A 25,253-nucleotide genomic window follows, 5' to 3' on the forward strand; every position below is an offset into this window, starting at 1 on the left:
ACATCCCCGAGCATCCACGAACTGTCTCCGATGTCGTGAGACATCAGTCCGGTATGTCGTGAGACACCCGTCCGGGATGTGTTGAACCACAACACTGCCGGGCGCGCAAGCTGTGACCTGGGCAGATACCGGACCGGTGTCTGCCCAGGTTCGACTCTGGAACAAGATTCGGCCGTGCCCCGGTGCCCGCTGCCGCGATATCTGGCCAGGGTCTGCCCGCGGGGCGGAGCCAAAGTGGCTGTCCGCGCGGTTGCGCCCGCTTCGCCGGTGGCCCAGGCCGAGCTCATCCACCGAGGGGGAGGCGATTCGCCTGGCTCGATTGTGAGGTGGCGGCAGATGCGTTCACCACGACCAGGGAGCCTGATTGTGCCTGCAGACCTGAGCGACCGTACGGATTTCGAGAACGCAACGCGGGGGTTGGTGGCGCGTCTGGAGCCAGGGGTGATCAAAGCAGCCGACGGCCGGGTCGTCTATGACGCTGATGCCTATACCGCGGCCACGTCCGGAGCGTGTCCTGACACGGTGAATCCGAGTCTGTGGCGGCAGAGTCAGCTGACGTCGATCCAGGGCCTGTTCGAGGTGACGGAGGGCATCTACCAGCTGCGCGGCATCGAACTGTCGAACATGACCATCGTCGAAGGCGACGCAGGGGTGATCGTGATCGACCCTGCGGTGTCGGCCGAGGTGTCTGCTGCTGGTCTCGCGCTCTACCGCGAGCACCGCGGCGATCGACAGGTACAGGCGGTGATCTACACACATTCGCACATCGATCATTTCGGCGGTGTCCTCGGCGTGGTGGATGCCGACACGGAGGTGCCGATCGTGGGGCCGGCTGGGTTCCTCGAGCATGCGGTGTCGGAGAACGTCTACGCCGGAACGGCGATGCTTCGCCGCGGGCTGTACCACACCGGAATGGGCCTGCCGGTGAGCGCGACCGGGACCCTCGGAGTCGGCCTCGGTCCGGGCACCTCGACCGGCACGGTCGGATTGATCGCCCCCACGCTCGACATCACGCGCACCGGCCAGGAGGAGACCCTCGACGGTGTGCGGATCGTCTTCCAGCTCACGCCCGGCACCGAAGCGCCGGCCGAGATGAACTTTCAGTTTCCGCAGCGGCGCGCCCTGTGCCTGGCCGAGAACGTTACCCACAACCTGCACAACCTGCTCACGCTGCGCGGTGCCGAGGTGCGTGACGCCCGCGGCTGGTCCCGCTACATCAACGAAGCCATCGAACTGTTCGGGGACGACTCCGACGTGGCGTTCGCGTCCCACCACTGGCCGACCTGGGGCTCGGACAACATCGTCACGCTGATGAAGCAACAACGTGACCTCTACGCATTCCTGCACGACCAGACGCTGCGGCTGATGAACCAGGGCTATGTCGGCAGCGAGATCGCCGAAACGCTCGAACTGCCCCCCGAGCTGGACGCGGTCTGGCACACCCACGGCTACTACGGCTCTGTCAGCCACAACGTCAAAGGGATCTACCAGCGCTACCTCGGCTGGTACGACGGCAACCCCGCCCACCTCTGGCAGCACCCGCCAGAGGCCGCGGCCGCCCGCTACGTCCAAGTGATCGGGGGCGTCGAGGCCACGGTGGAACGGGCTCGCGAGTTCGCCGAGTCCGGAGACCTCCGCTTCGCGGCCGAGCTCGCCAGTCACGCCGTGTTCGCCGACCCGGCCCACGCCGGCGCGAAGACGCTGCTCGGCGAGGTGTTCACCCGCCTGGGCCACGGATCGGAATGCGGCACCTGGCGCAACAACTTCCTCACCGGCGCACAAGAACTTCATGGTCCGGTTGCACCCGCCCCCGTGAGCTCGGCCGGGATGGCAAGTGCCCTCACCGTCACCCAACTGTTCGACAGCCTCGCGATCCGCGTCGACGGAAGACGCGCCTGGGATCTCAAGGCGTCCATCCTCTGGCGCTTCAGCGACACCGGCGACAGCTACCGAATGGAACTGTCCAACGGCGTCCTCACTCATCACCCGACCAGCCGAACCAAGGACGCGGACCTCGTGATCACGCTCACCGAACCGCAACTGCTCCGCATGCTCGGCGGTGCGGGCAGCGACGACGTCCAGTTCGACGGCGATCCGACGATTTTCACCAAGATCATCAGCCTGACCGACCAGCCCGACCCAGCCTTCGCGATCGTCACCCCGTGAATCTCTACGGCCCGGCTGCTCGCTGTCAGGCTTCGGGAACGTCGATCACGGCGACCGGTCGGTCTGCGTCGTTCAGCACTCGCCGGCTGACGGATCCGAGCAGAATCCGGCGTACCAGGCCTTTGCCGTGGGTGCCGACCACGATCAGCCGCGCGTCCTTGGCGTGGCCCAGGATCGCCTCCGCGGCGGGGCCTTGCACCGCGACGGGTTCCACGCTCACCGAGGCGGTGTCCGTGCCCTTCACCTCGTCGAGCGCATGGGCGATGGTGTCGGCGGTCTCCCGCTCGACGTCGGCCTGCATGCGGGCGACGAGCTCCGGGTCGTCCCGGAGCGCGGGATGCAGCAGCTCGTAGGCGGCGACGGCGCGGACCGTGGTTTTGTGCACGGCTGCCTCGGCGAGCGCGTAGCGCAGCGCGCGCACGCCGAACTCCGACCCGTCGATGCCGACCACGATCGGGCCGGTCGTCGGCCGCTTTTCCTCCCCGACCACGACCAGCGGACATTTCGCCTGGCTCGTCAGCCGGTTGCTCACCGAACCCATCAGTGTGCTCGCGACGCTGCCCAGCCCGCGCCGGCCGACCACGACGGCGTCCGCGGCCTCTGAAGCCTCAGCGAGCAAGTAGGCCGGGTGGCCGAGCTGCGAGGTCAGCTTGCAGGTGAGAGCGGGCGCGAGCTCCCGTACCCGTGTCGCCGCGGCCTCGAGCAGCTGCCCGGAGAAGTCGATGTACCAATCCACAGGCTGGCTTGGTGCGCCGTAGAAGCCGTAGAAATTGAGCTCTGGAACGAGCGTGTAGGCGTTGAGCAGCTCGAGCTGCTCGCCTCCGAGGCGCGCCCGCTCCACCGCCCACTCGAGCGCGTTGCCGCTTTGCTGTGAGCCGTCGATGCCGACGACGATCCGACCGGTCATGTGACGTCCTCCCGCGAGAGAGCCCAGGAACCCGAATCTAGCGTGCGACACCCCTCATAGCACGCCTATCAGGATGATGATCGCGGCAGGGAGCGCGATGAAGACGGTGATGAGATAGACGGCGAGGACCCACCTGCGCTCGGACGCGACGCGGGCCAGGCTCTGGGCGCAGAACAGCGGTACGGGACGCAGGAGCGGTATGACGTAGATCGCCACGATCGCGAAGACGTTGTAGAGCAAATGCACGAAGGCTGCCTGCAGGCCGATCTTCGCGTCCTGTCCGACGACCGCGAACGCCGCGAGTACCACCGTGAAGGTCGTGCCGAGGTTGGAGCCGACGACGACCGGATAGATCTGCGCCGGCGTCAGGATCCCCGCGCCGGCGAAAGGGACCAGCACGGACGTGGTGATGGTCGAGGACTGGGTGACGACGGTGACTCCCATGCCAGACGCCATGGCCAGGTAGGCATTGCGGCCGACCGCGCTGATCAGGGCATCGCGGGCCTTTCCGACCATGAGTTGCTTGAGCAACTTTCCGAGGTAGCGGACCGCGACCAGGATCAAACCGGCGCCGATGACGATCGTGACCAGCGGACCGAGCGCACTGCTGAGTTGCGAGGTCGCATGAATCACAGCGTGTTCCACCGGCCGGGTCGCCGCCCGGATGAAGTTGAAGTGGGCCGGATTCGGCAGCCAGCCCGTGCCGTACAGCGCGTCGGTCAACGCCCCGCTGACGCGTTCCAGGGGATGCCAGAGCAACTCGACTGGGAAGAAGATCAGCAGCGCGAGCCAGTTGTAGAAGTCGTGGACGGTGGACGCGCCGAGCGCCCTGCGAAACTCGGTGCGGTTGCCGACGAAGGTGAGGGCGACCAGGCTGGTCGTGACGGTGGTGCCGACGTTCGCGCCGAGAATGATCGGGATCGCGCTGTGAACGGACAACGCGCCGGATCCGACGGCGGTGACAGTGATGGCTGTCGTCGTGGTCGATGACTGGATCAGGACCGTACCGAGGATGCCGACGCTCAGCCCGACCAACGGGTGCTCGGCGAAGGCGAACAGGGTGTGCGCCGCCTCGCTGCCCAGTCCCGCGAATCCGCGGCTGATGATGCTCACCGCGCAGATCAGCAGGTAGATCAAAGCAGCGACACCGCACCACTCGACGGCAATGAGCCAGGTGGCGCGCTGCGCGACCTGGCCACCGTCAACAGCGGTGGCCGCAGGCGCCGAGCCGCCGGCAGCGGACCGACCAGCGACGTACCCCTTCTCAGGGGAAATGTCCGGCCCCTGCTCGGGCCTGGCTTTCGCCATACGACCACAGTAAGTGTTCCCGACGAGTAGCGCGGCCCTCGCTGACGGCGGCCGAACTGGCGGGCCGGGCGAATCATTCGTTGCGGGTGATTCGCACCCGACCGAGCGGCAGCCACCATGGTGCGACGTCTGACCGAATGGCGGTCGGAGGACTTCAGGGGGATCCGATGGGCTGCCTGTTCGCGTTGATGGCCGGCGTGTTTCCGCGGCTCGGGGTGTTCATCGTCTGGGTCGCGCGGCCGGAGCGGGTCGACGCGGCGTTCAGCACCTGGTTGTGGCCGCTGCTCGGCATCATCTTCCTGCCGTTCACGACGCTGATCTACCTGTTCCTGTGGGCTCCCGGGGGCCTCCACGGGTTCGACTGGTTCTGGATCGGCCTGGCCGCTCTGCTCGATCTCGGGCACTGGGCGGCGAGCGCGACGCAGCGCAACCAGATCCCGGGCCGGCAGGCGCGCCCGGCCTGATCCCCGAGACACCCAGAGATATCCAGAGGCGAGGTAGTCATGGCAGAGACGGCAACCGGCCCGAAGGCGGCGGACGTCCTGGTGATCTTCGGGATCACCGGCGACCTGGCCAAGGTGATGACGTTCCGCTCGCTGTACCAGCTGGAGGCGCGTGGTCTGCTCGACTGCCCGATCGTGGGGGTGGCGGCCGACGACTGGACCGTCGACCAGCTGATCGAGCGGGCCAGGACGTCGATCGAGGGGACCGGTGTCACGATCGACAAGGCCGTCTTCGACAGGTTCGCCGACCGGCTGTCGTACGTCGGCGGCGACTTCACCGACGCGCCGCTGTACGAGCGGGTCGGCGAGGCGATCAAGGGCGCCCAGACCCCGGTGTTCTACCTCGAGATCCCGCCGTTCCTGTTCGGCCGGGTGATCCGCGGACTGTCCGAGGCCGGGCTGACCACCGGGGCGCGGGTCGTGGTCGAGAAACCGTTCGGTCACGATCAGCAGTCGGCCCGCGACCTGGCCGCCGAGCTGCACCAGTACCTCGACGAGTCGCAGCTGTTCCGGATCGACCACTACCTCGGGAAGATGGGGCTGGAGGAGATCCTGTACCTGCGGTTCGCGAACGCGGTGCTCGAGCCGCTGTGGAGCCGCAACTACCTGGACTGTGTCCAGATCACCATGGCGGAGAGCTTCGGCGTCGAGGACCGCGGCCATTTCTACGACCCGGTCGGCGCGCTGCGCGACGTCGTGGTCAACCACCTGATGCAGGTGGTCGCGGCGGCCGCGATGGAGCCGCCGTCGCGCGGCGATCCGAGCACGCTCAAGGACTCGCAGGTCATCTTGTTCCGCGCGGTGGAGGACGCCGATCCGGCCCACTACGTCCGCGGTCAGTACGACGGCTACCTCGGGATCGACGGGGTCGCGAAGGGTTCGGCCACCGAGACGTACGCCGCGCTCCGGCTCGACATCGAGAACTGGCGCTGGGCCGGTGTGCCGTTCTTCATCCGCACCGGGAAGCGGCTGCCGGCGACCCAGACCGAGCTCCGGCTGGTCTTCAAGCGCCCGCCGCGGCTGGGGTTCGGGCCGCGGGGACACATCGCCGAGCCGAACCAGCTGGTGATCAAGCTCGACCCGTCGACCGGCGTCCGGGTCCGGATCGACGCGCACCGTGCGGACATGTCACGGATCGCGCCGATCGACCTGGACACGGAGTTCGCCGCCGAGGGCGGCGAGGGCCCGACGCCGTACGAGGTGCTGCTGCACGCGGCGATGACCGGGCAGAGCACCCGGTTCACGCGCCAGGACGCCGTCGAGGAGCAGTGGCGGGTCATGCAACCGTTGCTCGACGCACCGACGCCGATCCACACGTATCAGCCCGGGACCTGGGGGCCGGCCGCGGCCGCCGAAGTACCGGCCGGGTACGGCGGCTGGCGGCATCCCTGGATCCCGAGCTGACGCACAGCTGTATCAGCCGAGGCGCTCCAGCAGGTGGTCACCGACCCGGAGCGCGTTCGCCATCGCGGTGAGCGCCGGATTCACCGCGCCGATGCTCGGGAAGAAGCTGGTGTCGACGACGTACAGGTTGTCGACCTCGTGCGCGCGGCAGTTGACGTCCAGCGCCGAGGTCTCCGGATCGTGCCCGAACCGGACCGTCCCGGCCTGGTGCGCGCAGCCTGCCACCGGGATGTCATTCTTCATGTAGACGCTGCGCGGGATCAGGTGGCGCGGGTGCATGCCGAGCCGGCCCAGGTTCTTCTTGATCCGCCGGTACAGCTGTGTCATCGGCTCGGTGTTGTTCGGCGTGTAGCTCAGGACGACCGCGCCGTCCCGGTCGAGCGTCACCCGGTTGTCCTGATCGGGCAGGTCCTCGACCGACAGCCAGAAGTCGACGGCGTGCGCGGCGACGTCGCGCAGCGCGAACGTCGGCGCCAGGAGGGTCTCGACCGGCTTCTCCCCGCGGTACATCGGGGCCGACGACTTGCCGACCATCTGCAGGTTGCCCATCGGGTAGTCGAAGTCGGCGTCGCCGAAGTAGTAGTCGTTCAGCCCGAGCGTCTTCTGGAACCGGGTGTCGTTCTTCTCGGTCGAGACCGCCAGGAAGGCCCGGCTGTTGTGGAACACGTAGTTGCGCCCGACCTGGTCGGACCCGTTCGCGAGCCCGTTCGGATGCCGGTCGCCGGCACTCGCGAGCAGGATCCGCGCCGAGTTCACGGCGCCGGCCGACAGCACGACGATGTCGCCGCTGAACCGTTGTTCGGCCCCCTCGACGTCGGCGACGACCGCGGTCACCGTGCGGCCGGTCGCGTCGGTCTCGAGGCGCCGTACGACGGCGTTGCGCAGCAGCGTCACGTTGTCGTGCTCGATCGCGGGCCGGACCGCGATGACGTCCGCGTCGGACTTCGCGTGCACGAGACACGGGAACCCGTCGCAGGTCGCGCAGCGCACGCACGTGCTGAACGCGGGCCGGCTCTCGTCCAGCATCACACCGCACGGCGCGTGGTACGGATGCAGCCCGACCGCGGCCATGTCGTCGAACAGCTTCTGGATCCGCGGCTCATGCGACACCGGCGGGAACGGGTACGGCGCGGACGCGGGCGGGTCCGTCGGGTCCTCGCCCCGGACACCGTGAACCTGGTAGAGCTGCTCGGCCTGCGTGTAGTACGGCTCCATCATGTCGTAGGAGATCGGCCAGGCCGGCGAGACGCCGCCATGGTGCTTGAGCTCACCGAAGTCCCGCTCGCGCAGCCGGTACAGCGCGGCGCCGTAGAACTTGGTCGCACCGCCGACGAAGTAGTGCACCTGGGGCTGGAACGGCTTGCCCTCGCTGTCGAACCACTGGTCCGGTGAGACGTAGCGGTTGTCGACGAAGACGGCCTCGGCGTCCCAGTTCTCGGCCTCCCGCGGGAGCCAGTCCCCCCGCTCCAGGATCAGGACCCGCCGTCCCGACGGTGCGAGCCGGTGTGCGAGCGTGCCGCCACCTGCTCCTGATCCCACGATGACGACGTCGTAGTGGTCGGACATGTCTGTTCTCCTCAGGCGTCGCGGGCGGTCGGGTCGCCTCGGTCCAGGTCGATGTGCGGAACGTCGGCGGCGTCGTCGCCCCAGGCGATCCGCTCCGGCGTGGTGGACCACTCGACGGTCGCGGCGTGGTCACGGTCGAAGTAGTCCCAGGCCCAGGACAGGAACGCGTCGGTCCTGCTGTGCGCACCGCTGACCAGCATCGCGTGGACGCCGAGCCATGCCGCGAACGCGACCGGGCCCTCCACCTGGTGCCGATGCCGGCCGACCTCGGCGACGGCCGCGTTCCGGCCGATCATCGCCATGATGCCTTTGTCCTTGTAGTGGAACGGTTTGGCCTTGTCCCCGTGCAGTTCCCGCAGGATGTTGCCGGCGGCCCATGCACCGGACTGCTGCGCGACCGAGCCCAGCTGCGGCAGGATCGAGCCGTCCTTGGCCGGGATGTTCGCGACGTCGCCGACCGCGTAGACGTGCGGGTGGCCGTCGACCGTGAGGTCCGGCAGGACGTCGATGCGCCCGCCGCGGCCGGTCGGCAGCCCGGGCGCGTTCGCCACCACCGAGGCGGCCGACTCGCCGCCGCCCCAGATGACCGTCCGGGTGCGGATCGACGTCCCGTCGTCGAACTCGACGCGGTCGGCGTGCACCGCGGACACCCCGGTACCGAGCCTCGGCTCGGCGCCTTCCTTGGTGAGCCGCTCGTGCGCGTACTCGTGCGACTTCTCGGAGAACGCACCGAGCAACGTGTCACCGCGGTCGACCACGATGACCTTGCCCGGCCGCGGGATCCGTTCGGTGGCCACCAGCGCGGCCATCAGCTCGGTGAGTGCCCCGGTGATCTCGACGCCGGTCGGGCCGCCGCCGACGACCACGATGTCGAGCTCGCTCTCGTCCGCGTTCGGCTCGGCGCCGGCCTGGACCAGGGACTGCACGTGGATCCGCAACCGCTCCGCGTCGGCGACCGAGTACAGGGCGAACGCGTGCTCGGCCGCGCCCGGAACCCCGAAGTACTCCGGTCGCGCGCCGGCCGCGATCACCAGGTGCGATCCGGTGATCGTGTCGCCGTCGGTCAACCTCAGCGTGAGGTTGCCGGCATCGATCTGCGCGACGTCGGCGGTGCGCACCTCGACGGTCGGATGCTCGCGGAAGATCGCCCGGTGCGGCCGGGCGATGTCCTCGGCCGGCAGTTGCGCCGTCGCGACCTGGTAGAGCAACGGCTGGAACTGGTGATAGTCGTTGCGGTCGACCAGCGTGACCCGGACCCCCTCGTCCCCGAGGCGGTGCGCACACGCGACCCCGCCGAGCCCGCCCCCGAGTACGACGACGTGCGGGCTCTCCTGTCCCTGCGCGTTCACAGCGACAACTCCTCCCGGAAGTCTGCGAGGATGATCCGGCCGGCCGCTCCGATCAGCGCCAGGTGGGAGAACGCCTGCGGGAAGTTGCCCAGGTGCCGGGCCCGGTCCACCTCGAACTCCTCGGCGTACAGGCCGAGCTTCGACTCGATCCGGAGCAGCCGCTCGAACTGGCTGCGGGCACGGTCGATCTCACCGATGACCGCCAGCGCGGACACCAGCCAGAACGAGCAGATCAGGAACGTGCCTTCCTTGCCGGACATGCCGTCGTCGGTCTCGTCGGTCCGGTAGCGCAGCACGAAGCCGTTCTCGGTCAGCTCGTTGTCGATCGCGTCGACGGTCGCCCGCATCCGCTCGTCGCTTCCCGGCAGGAAGCCGAACAACGGGGCCAGCAGGGTCGAGGCATCCAGCGCGTCGGTGTCGTAGTGCTGGCGCAGGACACCGCGGTCGCTCACCCCGTGCTCGAGGATGTCGTCGCGGATCTCCTCGGCCGTCTTCGCCCACAGCTCGGCGAGGTCTTCGTCGTTGCGGATCCGGGCCAGCCGGGACGCACGATCCAGGGCCACCCAGCCCATCAGCTTGGACGAGACATAGTGCTGCGGATCTCCACGGGCCTCCCAGATGCCCTGGTCGGGATCGCGCCACGACGACATCGCACACTGGGCCTGCGACTCGACCAGGGGCCAGAGCCGGCGCGGCAGTCGCTTGCTCCGCACGGTGTGCAGCAGCACCGAGTCCAGCACCGCGCCGAACACGTCGTTCTGCCGTTGGTCGAACGCGCCGTTGCCGATCCGCACCGGGCTGGCGCCCTCGTAGCCGCTGAGGTCGTCGCGGGTCGACTCGGCCAGGTCGCGGCGGCCGTCGATGCCGTACATGATCTGCAGCGCGCCGTCCGAGTTGGGCTCCAGGTCGGCCACGAACTGCATGAACTCGTTGGCCTCCCAGTCCAGGTTCAGGTAGTGCAGCGCCTGCAAGGTGAACGTCGTGTCGCGGATCCAGGTGTAGCGGTAGTCCCAGTTGCGTTCGCCGCCCGGCGTCTCCGGCAACGAGGTGGTCAGTGCGGCGATCGTGGCCCCGGTCGGCATGTAGGTCAGGCCCTTGATGGTCAGTGCCGACCGCTCCAGCGAATGCCGGTACCGGTGGTCGGGGATCCGGGCCCGGGCCAGCCAGTTGCGCCAGAACCGGATCGTCGCGGCGATGCGTGCCTCCGCGTCGGCGAGGTCGGCCGGTGACGCCAGTCCGTCGGCCCAGGACAGCGCGCAATACGCCTTCTCCCCCTTGGAGATGACGTGCCGGGCCCGGGCGGAGCCCCCCTCGATCCCGATCAGCATGTCGGTGCTCAGCCGGAACGTCCGGCCGGCGCCGGACGCGTCCGCGGTGTGCGCGTCGTCGCCGACCATCGCCCATTCGGCCGGGACGCGCCCGTAGTCGAAGGCCGGTTCGCAGACGAGCTCGATCTCGACCGATCCCTCGAGGCACTCGACGGTTCTGATCAGGACGTGCTCGGCGTCGTCGTCGGCCGGCGGACGGGTGTGCGGGGTCACCGTGTCCGGGCCCTGTGACGGGCCCATCGTCAAGGCGTCGTGGACGAGCAGCCAGCCGGCCGGGGTGTGCCACGTGGTCGTCATCACGTTCGTACCCGGCACGTACGTCCGGGCGGTCGGCTGGTTGATCCCGTACGGACCGAACCGGAAGGACCCGGCCCCGCGGTCCAGCAGGTTGCCGAACACGCTCGGTGCGTCGAACGACGGCAGACAGAGCCAGTCGACCGATCCGTCCGGAGCGACCAGGGCACCGGTGTGGCAGTTCGACAGAAAGGCGTAATCGGCGATCGGCGGGAACGGCGACGAAGTCATGGCGGCAGCTCCTTCACAGTCGTGACACGCGACGTCACGGGACTGCCTCCACGATCTGCGGCCGTGCAGGACAAGGAATCACCCGCCAGAGGTGATTGGACGGTCGCCGACGTCCTCGACACTCTCGTCGGGCAGCAGCGCCCGCTGGTCGAGCACGTAGAGCAGGACGAAGCCGGGCACGACGATCAGCACTGCCAACCCGACCGCCACGAGCAACGCGACCAGCGTGTCGTCGGGTGCGGCCGCCGCCGCGACGGTCAAGCTCTCCGGCAACAAGTACGGCCACTGGGCGATGCCCCAGGTGACGATGATCCCGGCCACGGCGAGTACGGCGAGGACCCGCGCACCGCGGGCGGCGTACCGCATCAGCAGCACCAGCGCGCCGAATCCGCACAGCACACTGAGGATCGCGGCGGGCAGCGCCCTCGACGTCATGCCGTCGAAGACGTGCGACGCCTTGGCGTTCAGGACGAACAGGGCGGCCACCGCGACCACCGCGGCGACGACGGCGCTCACCACGGCGCGGCGCCGGAAGTACTCGGCCATCGCGAACTGGCGGAAGTGGCGAGCGTCCCAGACCAGATAGACCGCGGCAAGGTACGCCGCCACGACGACCGCGAGCACGCCGGTCAGCAAGGACGTCGGATTCAGCCAGCTGTCCACAGGGTCGCCGGCCTTGCCGCCCGACGGCACCTGCCCCGACGCGATGCCACCCGCGATCGCACCCATGCAGAACGGCACGAGCACCGACGACAACGCGAACGCCCCGCCGAAGATCCGCCGGAACCGCAGCGTCACGACCCCTTTGCGGAAGGCGAAACTCGCACCCCGCAACACGATCCCGAGCGCGGCCACGGTCAGCGGGACGAACATCGTCAGCATGATCGACTGGTACGCCGCCGGGAACGCGGTCCAGGTGACGACGAAGATGAAGATCAGCCAGACGTGGTTCGCCTCCCACACCGGACCGATCGAGCGCTCGATCACCGCGCGGGGCTCCGCGCCGCGGTCCGGTCCGCCCGCGACGAGGTCCCAGAACCCGGCGCCGAAGTCCGCCCCGCCGAACACGGCGTACGTCGCCAGGGTGAGGAGCAGCACCACCGCGATCGTCGTACTCACGGCGTCCGCTCCTCGACCTGCTCGGCCGTCTCGACCTCCTCGGCCGCGGCCGCCTCCGTCGGTCCGTACGGCGTGTCCCCCTCGACGAAACCGCCCGCGCGGCGGAAGCGCCGGCTCATCCCGCGCAGCACCAGGATCAACGTGACGCCGAGGGCGGCGTACAGCACGAAGACGCCGATGAAGGTGAGCCAGACGCCGGTGTTCGCGGTCGCGGCCGCCTCGACCTTCATCCGCTGGTAGACGATCCACGGCTGCCGGCCGACCTCGGTGACGATCCAGCCGGCCTCCATGGTGATCACGGCGAGGACACCGGAGCAGGCCGCGGCGCGGAGGAACCACTTGCTCCGGGGCATCCGGCGGCGGACAAGCCAGATCACGCCGTACCAGACCGACAGCAGGAACAGCGCGGTACCGATCCCGACCATGACGTCCCACGAGAGATGGACGATGTTCGTCTCGTCGACGGTCGGGCGTTCGTCGGCCGGCACGCTGTTCAGCCCCTCGACGACGGTCGATCGACCGGTGCTCGGATCCGACAGCCAGGACGCCAGCCCCGGGATCGGGATGCCGCCGGTGACCTTGCCGTCCGGATTCAGCTTGCCGAGCAACCGCTCCGGTACGTCGGAACTCGTCGTCGGCACCAGCTCGATCGCGGCGAACTTCACCGGCTGGTTGTTGAACACCCACCGGGCCAGCGCATCGCCGACCCCCATCTGGATCGGCGTGGCCACCGCGGCGACCGTGAACGCGATCGTGAACGCGAGCCGGTGGTACCGATCGTCCCGGCCGCGCAGCATCCCGGCGGCGTACACCGACGCGACCAGGAACCCGCCGACCAGGTACGCCGCGATCACCATGTGCGTGGCCTGCAACGGCATCGCGTCGTTGAAGATCACCTTGACCGGATCGACGTCGGTGATCTCGCCGTTCGCGTTCATCGTGAATCCGCCCGGAGCGTTCATCCACGCGTTCGCTGCGACCACCGAGATCGAGCCGAAGACGCCGGCGACCGGGATCGGTACGCCGGTCCAGAAGTGCGTCCAGGGTTTCAGCCGGCGCCAGCCGAAGATGTAGATCGCGACGAAGATCGCCTCGGTGAAGAAGAACAGGCCCTCGAACGCGAACGGGATCCCGAACGCGTCGCCCCAGGTGCCCATGAACCGCGGCCAGAGCAGGCCGAACTCGAAGCTCAGCACGGTCCCCGTCACCGCACCGACGGCGAACGTCACGGCCATGTACTTCGACCACCGCTGCGCGAGCAGCAACGCGTCGTGGTCGTCGTGCCGTACCGCCCGGTAGTTGGCGATCAGGGCCATGAACGCCCAGGACACCCCGAGCGGCACCAGGACGATGTGGAAGGCGAGTGTGAACGCCATCTGCGACCGCGCCCACGGGACCGGGTCCGCGGCGGCCGCGACGGCCAGACCGATCACGGTCTCCCCCACGATCATCGAGCCTCCCCCTGCCCGCCGGACTTCTCCGGCCCCGACTCTGTCCGGTCCGGACGGCGCCCGGCATCACTCGCCCGGAGTGATTGGTCAGATCAGGTTCAGGTCCCACGCCCGGCGGACGGACTCGTTGCGGCTCGAGACCGACAGCTTCCGCAGGATGTTGCGGATGTGCGACTTCACCGTGTTGACCGAGATGAACAGCTCGGCGGCGATCTCGGTGGTGGTGCGCAGTGCCGCCAGCAGCCGCAGGACCTCGAGCTCCCGTTCCGACAGTTCCTCCACGATCGGCGCCGGGCCGTCCGACGGGTCCCCGGTCGTCAGCTCGTCCGGGCCGAGCCAGCCGGCCAGTGAGCGCAGCGCGGCGTCGTTGCGGATGATTGCCCGGATCCGGGCGGACGTGTGCGCGAACGGACGGCGAAGCCGCTCGGCGCGACCGAGCGACAGCGCCTTGGCGATGTCGGACCGGCCGTCGCGGACGTTCCCGTCGAGCCATTCGGCCAGCGCCTGGTCCAGGAGCTTCTGCATCTGCTGCGACGCGGTGACCGTCCCGCGCCCGGTCGTGTCGTGCCGCCCGGCCCGGTCCAGACCGACGCCCGCCGCCTCGGCGTCGATGGACCTGCGCAGCCAGCTGTCCGGCGGTTCCGGGTCCGCCAGCGCGCCGCGGGCGCCGATCCGGTCGCCCCGGTCCCGCATCAGCCGGACGCTCAGCAGCGAGAACATCGAGCTGAAGAGGTGGTCGCTGTGCGTCTCACGGAGCCGGCGAGCGCGGTCGAGGGACTGCTGCGCTCCGGCGAGGTCCTGACGCTCCAGCGCCACCCAGGCGTGCGCCAGATGTGTTGCGGCGGGACGCTCGGCCGCGGCGACGGACTCCGCAGCGAGGCGCTCGGCGGTGTCCGCGAGCCCTTGGGCGCGGGACAGGTGGCCCCGGCAGGCTTCGGCGAGCGCCAGCGTGGCAAGGCAGAGCAACCGGAGATCCGCGCAGTCACCCGTTGCGGCCGTCCGGACCGCGTCGGTGAGCACCGCACACGCGACATCGAGGTCGCCGCCCCGCAGATGCGCCTTGCCCTCCGCGCCCAGTACCAGTGCGTTCAGTACTGCGTTGCCGTGCGCGGCCAGTTCCTCCCGTTGCGCTCGGGCGGCGAGCAATGTCTGGTCGACACTGCCCGACTTGTCGTACAGCAAGGTGGTCACGGCAGCGGCCGACGCCGACCAGTCACCGCTGACGGGGTGGTCAACCGCGCATTCCGCGAGGTGCTGCCTGGCCGCGGTGACGTCGTCGTTGGCGACGGCGATCGCGGCGCGAACGAGCTGTACGTCGACGGAATCCACGGCCGGCATGTCCGACAGGCCACGGGCCAGCTCCGTGCCGACTCCGGTCCGCAGCAGCAGGTCTCCGACGCCCAGCCCGGTGACCACGAAGCCGGCGGCGCGCTCCCAGTCGCCCGTCTCGGCGGCATGGCTGACGGCCTGCACGAGTCGGCCGTTCGCGCCGTACCAGTCCGCGGCCCGCCGCCGGAGGTCGTCGATCGCGCCGGGCAGGGTGCGGACGAGCTCGGCGCGGAGGAACTCCCGGACCAGCCCGTGGATCCGGTAGTGGCCGTGCACAGGTTGGACGAAGGTGTTGCCGATCGCCATCCGTCGCAGCACGCTGTCCGCGTCCGGGCGATCCGCGAGCGCGGCAGCGAGCTCTGCCGGAAGCTCGTCCACCAGGCTGATCCTGAGCAGGAAGTCCCGATCGTCCCGGTCGAGATCGGCGAACACCTCGGCAGCCAGGTAGTCGGCCGCGAACCCCGTCGGCAGGGTCTTGTGATCGCCGGCCCACAGCGCGAGCGCTGCCAGCCGCACGCCGGCGGCCCAGCCCTCGGTCCGTTCGAACACCTCCTGGACCGCCTCCGGCGCCTCGATGTCGTGGACGCCGAGCAGTGCCCCGACTTCGGCGGCGGTGAAGGCGAGGTCGTCGGAGCGGACCTCCGAGACCGTCCCCTCGAGTCTGAGCCGGTGCAGCGGCAGCGGCGGATCCGCCCGCGTCGTCATCAGCACCCGGAGCCGCTCCCCGGCCGCGTCGAGCAGCCTGCCCAACTGCTCGAAGACCACCTGGCGCCGTACGCGGTCGGCGGCGTCGAGGACGAGGACCACCGGTTCGTCCAGCAGCAGCAAGTGCGCGGACAGCGCCTCGACGTCGGTCAGATGCGGGTCGTCGGCGTCCAGAACACCGGCGCCCGCGAGCGCACTGCACACATCCGGGATGAACGTGTCGTCACGATCGGACAGTGAGAGCCAGGCGACCGGCGTCCGTCGGTGGTGCCTCGCCCAGGCTGCGGTGAGCACCGTCTTGCCGGAACCCGCACCTGCGCTCACCAGCGTGAGCGGGGTCTCGCGGACGCCCCGCGAGATGAGGTCGAGCAACCGCGGCCGCTGGACGACCCGGAACGGCGGCGGCCCCGGTGGACGGATCCGGTCGGGCGGGACGGCCGAGTCGGTCACGCGTCTGAGACCGTACGTACCCGCAGTGTGTTGTCCGATGCGCTCCGTGCGCAAATCTGCCCTCATATCCCCCCGACCCCTCCCCGCAGCCTGCTGCACACGTCCGGCAGGACCCGGACGATGTGAGCGGTCTTCGTTCGACTGTGGATTCGCCGCTGACCCCGCGGCATCGCCCGCACTGGGTGAAACCGCGATCGCGGACCACAGGCTGTTCGCGTTGCCTCACAGGGGCGTTATGTCGCAGAGGGACGAGCGGAGTGGCGCGCTGTCACTGATCGGGTCGCCAGGTTGCTGGGGCAGCACGAGGTTGAGGTTGGCGCTGCCGGGGCCCTCGACCGGGTAGCCAGGGAGGTCGAGGTCAGCGCAGCCCTGCCACCAGCCGTGCTGGCCGCAGACCACCGACGGGTCGAGGCCGGCGTTGAACTTGGCGCGGGCCCGGACGCTGCCGGCCGGAGTGGAGATGCGAACCCAATCGCCGGCTGCAATCCCACGCGCACCGGCCGTGTCAGGGTGCAGCTCGACCTGCGGGTCCGGCGTGGACTTGCGGAGGGCGGCGATGCCGCGGTGCTGCGACTCGCAGAACCACAGCGACTTCGCACACGTGAGGACGAGCGGGAACTCCGCGGCCAGGTCGGGGCGGGACCGCGGGCTGGTGGCCGGCTCGGAGTACGCCGGGAGCGGCGGAGCACCCGCGGCCCCGAGCGTCTCGGAGTACAACTCGATCTTGCGGGTCGGCGTGCGGAAGCCGGTGTCGCGATACTTTCGGTACGCCGTGGTGAGCGGGACGCGAACGCCCGCCGGGTTGTCCCGCAACTGCTCCAGCGTGATACCGGCCGGCTCGAGCTGGTGACGGAACGCGGCCTCGATGTCCCCGCCGAAGAACTGGTCCCCGACGCCGAGGCGCTCGGCCAGCGCGAAGACGATCTGCAGGTCGGAGCGGGCTTCCCCGCGCGGCGCCGCCAGCGGGGTGCGCAGCTGGACGAGCGACTGCGCGTCCTGGCTGGTCTCGAAGCCGATCCGCAGCGCCTCGGCCTCGAACGCGGCGGCCACCGGCAGGACGATGTCGGCGAGTTCGGCGGTCGGGTTCATGAACAGGTCCGCGTGCGCGACGAAATCGACGGCGGCGAGTGCCTTCCGGCCGCGCGCGCTGTCGCCGTGGGCCATCACCAGGTTCGCACCGAACGTCAGCAGCGCCCGGACGCGACCGTCGAGCGCGGCCTCGTACAAGGCGGACCCGGTGACGAAGCCGAGCCGCGCCGGGCCGAGCGGGCGTTCAGTGAACCCGAGAGTCTGCACCTGCTCTGCCGGCGCGGCCCTCGCCGCCACCGGGTTCGATGGGACCGCCGAGAACAGCACGTTGCCACCTGGAGCGTCGAGGCTGCCGGTCAGTGTGTAGAGCACGTCGATCGCACGGACCGTCTGCGTGACGTTGCTGTGCTGCTCGAGTCCGCTCCATGTGTAGAAGGCGACCGGGCGGGATTCCCACAGGGTCCGCGCACACGCCTCGATCTCTTCCGCCGGCACTCCTGTCAGGTCCTCCGCCGCTTCCGGCGTCATGCGGGCGCACTGCTCGGCCAGTACGGCGAACACAGGGCGGCACACGACCTGCCCGGCGGCCGTCGGCACGACATGTGTTCCGGAGAGGTCCAACTGCGACTCGTCGACCTCGTACTGGCCTGCTGAGGGGTCGTACCGGACCGGGCGACCCGCCCACGCGACGTACCCCGCCGGATCGCCGTCCGCGCGAAGCAACTGCCCGGTGTCGCTGCGGACAAGCAGTGGCGCGTTCGTCCAGCGACGTACGAAGTCCTCGTCGTACCAGCCGCGCGCGATCATCACGTGCGTCATCGCCAGGGCCAAAGCGGCGTCGGTCCCGGGCCGGACCCGCAGCCAGTGATCCGCCTTGCTCGCCAGTCCTGCGCGCCGCGGGTCCACGACGACGAGCTTGGCTCCGCGGCGCAGCGCGGCGGTCGTCGCCGTGGCGTGCGCCAACCGCGCCACCGACGGGTTGTAACCCCAGAACAGGATGCAGCCGGCGTTGTCGAGATCAGGCATGTACGCCGCGGGAACCGGCGCGCCGAACGTGAACAGCGGCGCACCCATCCGGCCCCACGCGCAGAGTTCCATGTAGACCGCGAAGTTCGGGCTGCCGACGGCGCGCCGCAGCCTGTCCACCCAGTCGATCGAGTCGGACATCGCCGACGTCGACGGGGACGCGCTCGCGAACACGACCGATTCCGGGCCGTACTCCCGCGCAGCGGCGGTCAGCTTCGCGGCGATCGTGTCCAGCGCCTCGTCCCAGCTGATCCGCTGCCAGCCAGGGTCCGCGGCGCCCTTCGGTGCAGTCCGTCGGACCGGGTACAGCAGCCGATCGGGATGGCTCAGCACGGCGGGCGCCGCCTTGCCCTTGATACAGACGGCCTGCCCGGTCGGGTGCGACGGATCGGGTTCCAGGGCAACGAACTCGCCGTCCTCGATCACCGCGGTCGCGCCGCACTTGGACACGCACAACGGGCAGTAGGTCGGAACCCGGCGTACGGCACCGCCCATGGCCGCCACCTCCCCTGATTCGCCCCGCTAGAACCGATGGTGGCACCTGTTAGGCTCGGTGTCGTGGAGATCGAGGTCGACAGAATCTAGCCACCGGACCGCCGGTGGCTTTCAGTTGCGTCCGACCCGTGCTGTCCCGCGGTCCGCCTGAGCCACGTCCGGCCTGTCCGCTTCGCGCCGACCTGTTCCCCGGGTCCGGGCGTTCCGACGCGCGTGACCTCGATCCACGAAAGCACACCTATGTCTTCCAAGTCCGCAATCACGCTGCGCGAGCTGACCTTCGAGTGGCCAGACGGCGTTGTCGCGCTGTCCGGCGTCAGCGGCACCATCAACGCCGGCCGGACCGGTCTGGTCGGGCGCAACGGCGCCGGCAAGTCGACCCTGCTGCGGTTGATCGCCGGCCTGCTCCGACCGGCGTCCGGGCAGATCGACGTGAGCGGCGAGGTCGGGTACCTGCCGCAGACGCTGACGCTGCGCCGGGACGCCACGATCGCCGAGCTGCTCGGGGTCGACGCGATCGTCGCCGCGATCCGCGCCATCGGGGCCGGTGACGCCGACGAGCGCCACTTCGACACGATCGGCGACGACTGGGACATCGAGGCCCGCGCCGGCGAGGCGCTCGACCAGCTCGGGTTCTCCGCCGCCGACCTCGACCGCCGGGTCGCCGAGGTGTCCGGCGGCGAGGCGATGCTGATCGCGATCACCGGGCTGCGTGTCCGCCGTACGCCGATCACGTTGCTCGACGAGCCGACCAACAACCTGGACCGGCCGACGCGCGCCAAACTCGCCGAGTTCGTCGACAAGTGGCCCGGGACGCTCGTTGTCGTCAGCCACGACCTCGAGCTCCTGGAGCACATGGAGAACACCACAGAGCTGTACGACGGCATGCTCAGCACGTACGGCGGTCCGTACAGCGCCTGGAAGGAGCACCAGGAACAAGAACAAGCGGCCGCGCTCCAAGCCGCACGGTCTGCTCAGCAGGCGCTCAAGGTGGAGAAGCGGCAACGCGTCGAGGCAGAGACCAAACTGGCCCGCCGCGAACGCACCGCGAAGAAGACACAGCAGCACGGCGGCATACCGAAGATCCTGGCGGGCAACCGCGCGAGTAAGGCGCAGGCGTCGGCCGGCGCGATGCGTTCGACGCTGGAAGACAAGGTGCAGTCGGCCCAGGCAGCGGTCGACGCCGCGGACGCCCGGGTACGCCAGGAGGGGCACATCAACCTCGTGCTGCCCGATCCCGACGTGCCGCGCGGGCGGCGGATCGCCGAGCTGTACGACAACGACCGCACTGTCGTGATCCAGGGCCCCGAGCGGGTCGCGCTGGTCGGCGCGAACGGCAGCGGGAAGTCGACGCTGCTCAGTCAGCTGGTCAACGGGACGGCTGCGACGCCCGGACGACCGCACGGGAAGCTCCTGACCGATCTGGTCGGCTACCTCCCGCAGCGCCTCGACGGCCTCGACGACGACGAGAGCGCACTGGCGAACGTGCAGGCCCTCGCCCCGCAGACGCCAGTCGGCACGATTCGCAACCAGCTCGCGCGTCTGCTGCTCCGCGGCGACAGCCCGGACCGTCCGGTGCGCACGTTGTCGGGTGGGGAGCGTTTTCGCGTCTCACTCGCCAGACTGCTGCTCGCGGAGCCGCCGGCACAGCTGCTCGTACTGGACGAGCCCACCAACAACTTGGACCTCACGAGCGTGGAGCAACTCGCGGAGGCTCTCGACGCGTACCGCGGAGCTTTGCTCGTCGTCAGCCACGATTTCGCGTTTCTGGAACGGATCGGCGTCGACACCGTCGTCGAGCTCGACGGCGACGGCCGGATGCACCAGCGGCGCGACCTCCGGCGTTGACCGGAAAGCCGCAGGTCAGAGGGTTGTCGCGCAGTCTTCAGGGGCGGTCCGACGGGGGCTACGCTCGACACAGGGCGTAGCCCCCTGGGGGCACGCGGGTTGCGCCGGACCTTCGAGGGGAGAGCGGTGGCATGACCACGTTCACGGTGTGGAAGTTCGATGACCCGGACGGCGCCGACAAAGCCGTCCGGATACTGAAGGGGGCCAGTGCGGACGGGTTGGTGAAGATCCTCGACCACGCGGTGGTCAGTTGGCCGAAGGGCCAGTCGAAGCCGACGACGCACCAGAGTCACGAGGAGACCTGGCGAGGGACCGGGTGGGGCGCGTTCTGGGGCTTGCTGCTCGGTGCACTGTTCTTCGTCCCGCTGATCGGCGGCGCCGTCGGAGCGGCGATCGGTGCGATCAGCAAAGCGACAGAAGACGTCGGCATCACGAAGGAACAGCTGCACAAGATCCACAGCGAAGTGACGGAAGGAACCTCGGCTCTGTTCGTCGTCACCGACCAAGGTGACCTCGACCGGCTGGGCGAGCGGTTCCACGGCCTGGGGATCAAGCTGATCGACACCAACCTCACCGAGGGCGAGCGGCAGATCCTGCTGGAGACCTTCGGAACTCACTGACCACACGATCTCTCAGGGAGTTCCTAACCACTTCTCAGCGTTCTTTCGGGGCCGCCGGCGGATCCTGTTCGTCCTACCTGTACCTGGCGAGTGCAGGAAGGACGTGCGTGGTGCATACGGGACTTGTCGAAGGAGTGCTGCGGGGACGAGAGCTGCGGTATGCGGTCGACGCGGTCGTACTGCTGGCCGGAATACCCGGCGCAGGGAAGAGCACGCTCCTGCGCCGGGTGTTCGCCGGCAACGACGACGTGCGCGTGTACGACTCCGCGCACATCCGCGACCGGTGGATGCCGGTCCTGGGAGTCCTCCCCTATGCCCTGTGGCGCCCGCTGGTGCATCTCGTGTACTACGTGACGCTCTTTACGGCTATGCGCCCCGGACGCGGCCCGCTGGTGATCCACGACTGCGCCACCAGGCCGTGGGCGCGGACCCTGATCGGATGGCGCGCCCGCCAGGCCGGCCTGCCGCTGCACCTGATCCTGCTCGACGTACCGGGCGACGTGGCCCGCTCGGGGCAGTGGGCCCGTGGCCGCGTCGTACGGTCGGCCAGCATGGAGACACATTGCCGACGCTGGCCGGACGTGGTCCGGAAGGCGGCGAGCGACCCGGGCCGCGTCGTACCTGGTGCACTGTCCGCGGTCGTTCTGACCAGACGGGACGCCGAGCAGGTCGAGCAGATTACGTTCGGTGATCTGCGCCTACGGTCTGGTTGCAACTGACTTCAGGCGGGAACATGTGCACTGTCGGCGGTGCTCACCCCTGACAGGCGCCGACGACATTCCAGGGACCCCGCCCATACGGTCCCGCGATGTCGCAGGAGGAACAGTGAGGATCGAACGTACGTCACGCGTGCGCCGTACCGTCCAGCTCCTGGCCGCCGTCAGCGCGGTCGCAGCATCCCTGTACGCCTTACCGGCGCAAGCCAAGGCTCCGTCACCGGCCGCGCGGCTGGCCGCGGCGCAATCCGCGGTCGAACGGTCCGGCGTCGGCGGCGTCGCCTGGTACACCGACGCGGCCGCCGGCAAGGTCGTGGTGACAGCAGACAGCACCGTCTCTGCCAAGGGGCTTGCGGCGCTGCAGCACGACGGTGTGCAGGTCAATCGCACCAACGGGGTGTTCAAGCCGCTGCTCTCGGCCGGTGATGCGATCTACGGCGGGCAGTACCGCTGCTCGCTCGGCTTCAACGTGCAGAAGGGCAGCAGCTACTACTTCCTGACCGCCGGGCACTGCGGCAAGGTCGCGAAGGAGTGGTTCACCAACTCCAACCACAGCACCCTGATCGGCCCGACCATCGGCTACAGCTTCCCCGGCAACGACTACGCCCTGGTGCAGTACACCAACACGTCACTGAGCCACCCGGGTGGCTTCACGGTCGGTGACGCGGTTGTCGGTGAGACCGTCACCCGCAAGGGCTCGACGACCGGCATCCACAGCGGCAGGGTCACCGCACTGAACGTCAGCGTCCGCTACCAGGGCGGCGGCAAGGTCGACGGCATGATCCAGACCACCGTCTGCGCCGAGCCGGGCGACTCCGGCGGCCCGCTGTACGACGGCACGAAGGCACTGGGCATCACCTCCGGTGGCAGCGGCGACTGCCGGACCGGAGGGACGACGTTCTTCCAGCCCGTCCGCGAAGCCGCGAACGCGTACGGCGTGACAATCTTCTGATCGTCGTTTCCTGAGGACGGACCGGCCGGTCCGCCGGTCCGTCCCGAAAACTGTCGGTGCCGCCTGATTGAGTCGTTCCTCTCGATGGGGAGGAGCAGGGATGAAGATTCGAGTCGGGCGCGAGGTGCTGGCCGAGGCTGTCGGATGGGTTGCGCGCGGGCTGCCGAGCAGGCCGAGCGTGCCGATCCTGGCCGGGATGCTGGTCGAGGCAGCCGACGGTCAGGTGACGGTGTCCGGGTTCGACTACGAGAGCTCGGCGCAGGTCAGCGTGCCGGCCGAGGTGGCCGACGAGGGACGGGTGCTGGTCTCCGGGCGGTTGCTGTCGGACATCTGCAAGAGCATGCCGCGGGACTCGGTGGATCTGAGCGGCGAAGCGGCCCGGGTCCAGGTGAGCAGCGGGGCGGCCCGGTTCGTGCTGCACACCTTGCCGCTCGACGAGTATCCGCCGCTCCCGGAGGTCCCGGCGGCGAGCGGCATCGTCGACGCGGAGGTCTTCGCGCGCGCCGTCGCGCAGGTGGTGAGCGCGGCCGGCCGCGACGACACGCTGCCGGTCTTCACCGGGATCCGGCTGGAGATCCGCGGATCGACCATCTCGCTGCTGGCGACCGACCGCTACCGGCTGGCCGTCCGGACCGTCCCGTGGGAGCCCGTCGATCCAGCTCTGGAGACGAACGCTCTGGTTCCCGCGAAGCTGCTCGCCGACGTCGCCAAGGCGATGTCCGGGCACGACATCACCCTCTCGCTCGGTTCGACCGGCGCCGGGGACGGGTTGATCGGGTTCGAGGGCGGCGGGCGGCATGCGACCAGCCGGCTGATCGACGGCGAGTTCCCGAAGGTGCGCGGCCTGATCCCGGCCGAGAGCGCAATCACCAGCACCGTCACGGTCCACACCGCCGCGCTCCTCGAGGCCGTCAAACGGGTCGCACTGGTCGCCGAGCGATCGGCGCCGGTCCGGCTGACCTTCGCGGACGGCACGGCGACGCTCGACGCGGGCAACGGCGAGGAGGCACAGGCGTCCGAGTCCGTCGAGGTCACCCTCAACGGCGATCCGGTGGTGACGGGGTTCAACGCCGGCTACCTGCTCGACGGGCTGGCGTCCCTGGGCGCACCGATCGCGCACTTCGCCTTCACCCAGCCCACCAAGCCGGCCAACCTGACCGGCCTCAGCTCCCCCGAGGACACACCGCCGTCCGACGCCGCCTACATCCTGATGCCGATGCGGCTCCCGACCTGACGTCAAACCGCCGCTTTCGGCTCCGACCACCCGGCAAAGGACCGAGCGGAGGGTTGGCAGATGGAGTTCGAGCGGCACTGCGAGCTGATCGTCGAGCAGGCGGAGTTGCTGGCCGGCCACCTGGGCACGGGCAAGGACCTGAGCACTGCGGTCCCGTCGTGCCCCGGGTGGAACGTCGGGCAGCTGGTGCGCCACGTCGGCGGCGCGCACCGGGAGGCGACCGTCATCGCCCGGACCGGCGAAGCGCCACCCGACGACGCGTTCCGCGACCCGACGCACTGGTACGCCGACCCGTCCGACTGCACCGACGAAACGGTCGATGAGCTGGCCGGGTGGGTCGTCGACCTGACCGGCGACTCGATCCGCTGGCGGCACAGCACCGAGCGGGCCGCGGTCACCGTCCGCGGCTCGCTGACCGACCTCCTGCTACATCTGTACAAGCGCCGCGACGACAATCTCGAGGTGGACGGCGACACAGACCTCCTCGAGTACTACCGGGAGCGAGTCAGCTTTGGATGAGGACGTCATCGCGCGCTGGCTCGCGCGCCGGGACCCGATCGATCGGCCGGTCGATCGGGTCGTGCTGATGGGCTCGGCCGTGGTGGAGTCGGTGGAGGTCGCGGCCGAGGTGCACCGCGCGCACTGCGCACCGATTCTCGTCAGCGGTGGGATCGGGCATTCGACACAGTTCCTCGACGAGGCCGTCCGGCGGCGCGGGCTCGACCTGGCCACCGACCGGCCGGAGTCGCACGTCTTCCGCGAGCTCCTGCTGAGGTACGGCGTCCCGGACGATCAGATCGTCGTCGAGGACCGATCCACCAACTGCGGCGAGAACGCGGCGTTCACCCGCGCGCTGATCAGCCACCCGCAAACGCTGCTGCTGATCCAGGACCCGACCATGCAGCGTCGTACGCACGCCTGCTTCGAGCGATCCTTCGCCGACCTGCCCGGCAGCACGATGATCAGCCACGCGCCGGTCATCCCGTGGATCGGTCCGGATCACGCCGGCGCGACGGCGGGCGCGCCTGAGATCTGGAGCCGCGAGCGCTTCCGCTCCCTCCTGCTCGGCGAGATCCACCGGCTGTCGCCGGACGTCTACGGTCCCCGCGGCCGCAACTTCATCGACCACGTCGACATTCCGGACGAAGTACTTGCCGCTTACAACCGTCTCGTCGGCGCATACCCCGCATCCGACCGTCATCCGTAGGTCGCAGCTCCAGATC

Annotated in this window: 19 protein-coding genes; 10 read left to right on the top strand and 9 right to left on the bottom strand. The window is 69.4% G+C overall.

Annotated features, from left to right (window positions below; translation table 11 throughout):
• Window positions 1-78 precede the first annotated feature (78 nt).
• Window positions 79-2,166, top strand: a complete 2,088-nt coding sequence (locus tag ACWEOO_RS02030) for an alkyl/aryl-sulfatase (protein ID WP_452141353.1) — start codon at window positions 79-81, stop codon at window positions 2,164-2,166.
• Between the two features lie 25 nt (window positions 2,167-2,191).
• Here ACWEOO_RS02030 and ACWEOO_RS02035 read toward each other — a convergent pair whose 3' ends face one another.
• Both ACWEOO_RS02035 and ACWEOO_RS02040 read right to left on the bottom strand, forming a co-directional pair.
• Window positions 2,192-3,073, bottom strand: a complete 882-nt coding sequence (locus ACWEOO_RS02035; RefSeq protein ID WP_452141354.1) for a universal stress protein — start codon at window positions 3,071-3,073, stop codon at window positions 2,192-2,194.
• Between the two features lie 54 nt (window positions 3,074-3,127).
• Complete coding sequence (locus ACWEOO_RS02040) at window positions 3,128-4,381, bottom strand: Na/Pi symporter (RefSeq protein WP_452141355.1); 1,254 nt, start codon at window positions 4,379-4,381, stop codon at window positions 3,128-3,130.
• Between the two features lie 167 nt (window positions 4,382-4,548).
• On the opposite strand from ACWEOO_RS02040, the gene ACWEOO_RS02045 reads away from it, so the two are divergent.
• Together ACWEOO_RS02045 and zwf are read left to right on the top strand one after the other, a co-directional pair.
• Window positions 4,549-4,845 carry a hypothetical protein gene (locus tag ACWEOO_RS02045; RefSeq protein ID WP_452141356.1) on the top strand — a complete coding sequence of 99 codons (297 nt, stop codon included), beginning with the start codon at window positions 4,549-4,551 and terminating at the stop codon, window positions 4,843-4,845.
• A 39-nt stretch (window positions 4,846-4,884) separates the two neighbouring features.
• On the top strand, window positions 4,885-6,288 hold the full coding sequence (zwf, locus tag ACWEOO_RS02050) for a glucose-6-phosphate dehydrogenase (protein WP_452141357.1): 1,404 nt from the start codon (window positions 4,885-4,887) through the stop codon (window positions 6,286-6,288).
• Between the two features lie 12 nt (window positions 6,289-6,300).
• Here zwf and ACWEOO_RS02055 read toward each other — a convergent pair whose 3' ends face one another.
• From ACWEOO_RS02055 to ACWEOO_RS02085, 7 genes are all read right to left on the bottom strand, one after another.
• The gene (locus tag ACWEOO_RS02055; RefSeq protein WP_452141358.1) at window positions 6,301-7,854 is read right to left on the bottom strand and encodes a GMC family oxidoreductase; all 1,554 of its coding nucleotides are present in this window, start codon (window positions 7,852-7,854) and stop codon (window positions 6,301-6,303) included.
• A gap of 11 nt (window positions 7,855-7,865) precedes the next feature.
• The gene (locus tag ACWEOO_RS02060) at window positions 7,866-9,203 is read right to left on the bottom strand and encodes an NAD(P)/FAD-dependent oxidoreductase (protein WP_452141359.1); all 1,338 of its coding nucleotides are present in this window, start codon (window positions 9,201-9,203) and stop codon (window positions 7,866-7,868) included.
• On the bottom strand, window positions 9,200-11,056 hold the full coding sequence (locus ACWEOO_RS02065) for a glycoside hydrolase family 15 protein (RefSeq protein ID WP_452141360.1): 1,857 nt from the start codon (window positions 11,054-11,056) through the stop codon (window positions 9,200-9,202). Before ACWEOO_RS02065 ends, ACWEOO_RS02060 begins: the two co-directional genes overlap by 4 nt.
• Before the next feature lie 78 nt (window positions 11,057-11,134).
• Window positions 11,135-12,175 (bottom strand): cytochrome d ubiquinol oxidase subunit II, encoded by a 1,041-nt coding sequence (locus ACWEOO_RS02070; protein ID WP_452141361.1) that lies wholly within the window; start codon window positions 12,173-12,175, stop codon window positions 11,135-11,137.
• A complete protein-coding gene (locus tag ACWEOO_RS02075; RefSeq protein ID WP_452141362.1) occupies window positions 12,172-13,626 on the bottom strand; it encodes a cytochrome ubiquinol oxidase subunit I in 1,455 nt (484 codons plus the stop codon). The genes ACWEOO_RS02070 and ACWEOO_RS02075 overlap by 4 nt, the downstream gene beginning before the upstream one ends.
• A gap of 87 nt (window positions 13,627-13,713) precedes the next feature.
• A complete protein-coding gene (locus tag ACWEOO_RS02080) occupies window positions 13,714-16,110 on the bottom strand; it encodes a LuxR C-terminal-related transcriptional regulator (protein ID WP_452141363.1) in 2,397 nt (798 codons plus the stop codon).
• A gap of 222 nt (window positions 16,111-16,332) precedes the next feature.
• Window positions 16,333-18,660, bottom strand: a complete 2,328-nt coding sequence (locus tag ACWEOO_RS02085; protein ID WP_452141364.1) for a molybdopterin-containing oxidoreductase family protein — start codon at window positions 18,658-18,660, stop codon at window positions 16,333-16,335.
• Between the two features lie 240 nt (window positions 18,661-18,900).
• Here ACWEOO_RS02085 and ACWEOO_RS02090 point away from each other — a divergent pair, with 240 nt between their 5' ends.
• The 7 genes from ACWEOO_RS02090 to ACWEOO_RS02120 all read left to right on the top strand — a co-directional run bounded on the left by ACWEOO_RS02090 (window position 18,901) and on the right by ACWEOO_RS02120 (window position 25,237).
• Window positions 18,901-20,508, top strand: a complete 1,608-nt coding sequence (locus ACWEOO_RS02090) for an ABC-F family ATP-binding cassette domain-containing protein (RefSeq protein ID WP_452141365.1) — start codon at window positions 18,901-18,903, stop codon at window positions 20,506-20,508.
• 131 nt (window positions 20,509-20,639) lie between these two features.
• Complete coding sequence (locus tag ACWEOO_RS02095) at window positions 20,640-21,128, top strand: DUF1269 domain-containing protein (protein WP_452141366.1); 489 nt, start codon at window positions 20,640-20,642, stop codon at window positions 21,126-21,128.
• Between the two features lie 110 nt (window positions 21,129-21,238).
• Entirely contained in the window at window positions 21,239-21,847 is a 609-nt protein-coding gene (locus ACWEOO_RS02100; protein WP_452141367.1) for an AAA family ATPase, read from the top strand.
• 106 nt (window positions 21,848-21,953) lie between these two features.
• Window positions 21,954-22,796: a S1 family peptidase gene (locus ACWEOO_RS02105; RefSeq protein ID WP_452141368.1), complete on the top strand. Its 843-nt coding sequence runs from the start codon at window positions 21,954-21,956 to the stop codon at window positions 22,794-22,796.
• Between the two features lie 100 nt (window positions 22,797-22,896).
• Window positions 22,897-24,030: a DNA polymerase III subunit beta gene (gene dnaN / locus ACWEOO_RS02110; protein ID WP_452141369.1), complete on the top strand. Its 1,134-nt coding sequence runs from the start codon at window positions 22,897-22,899 to the stop codon at window positions 24,028-24,030.
• 60 nt (window positions 24,031-24,090) lie between these two features.
• A complete protein-coding gene (locus tag ACWEOO_RS02115; protein ID WP_452141370.1) occupies window positions 24,091-24,549 on the top strand; it encodes a maleylpyruvate isomerase N-terminal domain-containing protein in 459 nt (152 codons plus the stop codon).
• Window positions 24,542-25,237, top strand: coding sequence for a YdcF family protein (locus ACWEOO_RS02120; RefSeq protein WP_452141371.1), 696 nt, complete (start codon window positions 24,542-24,544; stop codon window positions 25,235-25,237). The genes ACWEOO_RS02115 and ACWEOO_RS02120 overlap by 8 nt, the downstream gene beginning before the upstream one ends.
• The last annotated feature ends 16 nt before the right edge of the window (window positions 25,238-25,253 follow it).

The organism is Kribbella sp. NPDC004138 (assembly GCF_053603655.1).

Bases quoted from the DNA above. Each gene is read 5' to 3' on its own strand.
- ACWEOO_RS02035 (WP_452141354.1), bottom strand. From the start codon at position 3,073: ATGACCGGTCGGATCGTCGTCGGCATCGACGGCTCACAGCAAAGCGGC.
- ACWEOO_RS02040 (WP_452141355.1), bottom strand. From the start codon at position 4,381: ATGGCGAAAGCCAGGCCCGAGCAGGGGCCGGACATTTCCCCTGAGAAG.
- ACWEOO_RS02045 (WP_452141356.1), top strand. From the start codon at position 4,549: ATGGGCTGCCTGTTCGCGTTGATGGCCGGCGTGTTTCCGCGGCTCGGG.
- zwf (WP_452141357.1), top strand. From the start codon at position 4,885: ATGGCAGAGACGGCAACCGGCCCGAAGGCGGCGGACGTCCTGGTGATC.
- ACWEOO_RS02055 (WP_452141358.1), bottom strand. From the start codon at position 7,854: ATGTCCGACCACTACGACGTCGTCATCGTGGGATCAGGAGCAGGTGGC.
- ACWEOO_RS02065 (WP_452141360.1), bottom strand. From the start codon at position 11,056: ATGACTTCGTCGCCGTTCCCGCCGATCGCCGATTACGCCTTTCTGTCG.
- ACWEOO_RS02075 (WP_452141362.1), bottom strand. From the start codon at position 13,626: ATGATCGTGGGGGAGACCGTGATCGGTCTGGCCGTCGCGGCCGCCGCG.
- ACWEOO_RS02085 (WP_452141364.1), bottom strand. From the start codon at position 18,660: ATGGGCGGTGCCGTACGCCGGGTTCCGACCTACTGCCCGTTGTGCGTG.
- ACWEOO_RS02090 (WP_452141365.1), top strand. From the start codon at position 18,901: ATGTCTTCCAAGTCCGCAATCACGCTGCGCGAGCTGACCTTCGAGTGG.
- ACWEOO_RS02095 (WP_452141366.1), top strand. From the start codon at position 20,640: ATGACCACGTTCACGGTGTGGAAGTTCGATGACCCGGACGGCGCCGAC.
- dnaN (WP_452141369.1), top strand. From the start codon at position 22,897: ATGAAGATTCGAGTCGGGCGCGAGGTGCTGGCCGAGGCTGTCGGATGG.
- ACWEOO_RS02115 (WP_452141370.1), top strand. From the start codon at position 24,091: ATGGAGTTCGAGCGGCACTGCGAGCTGATCGTCGAGCAGGCGGAGTTG.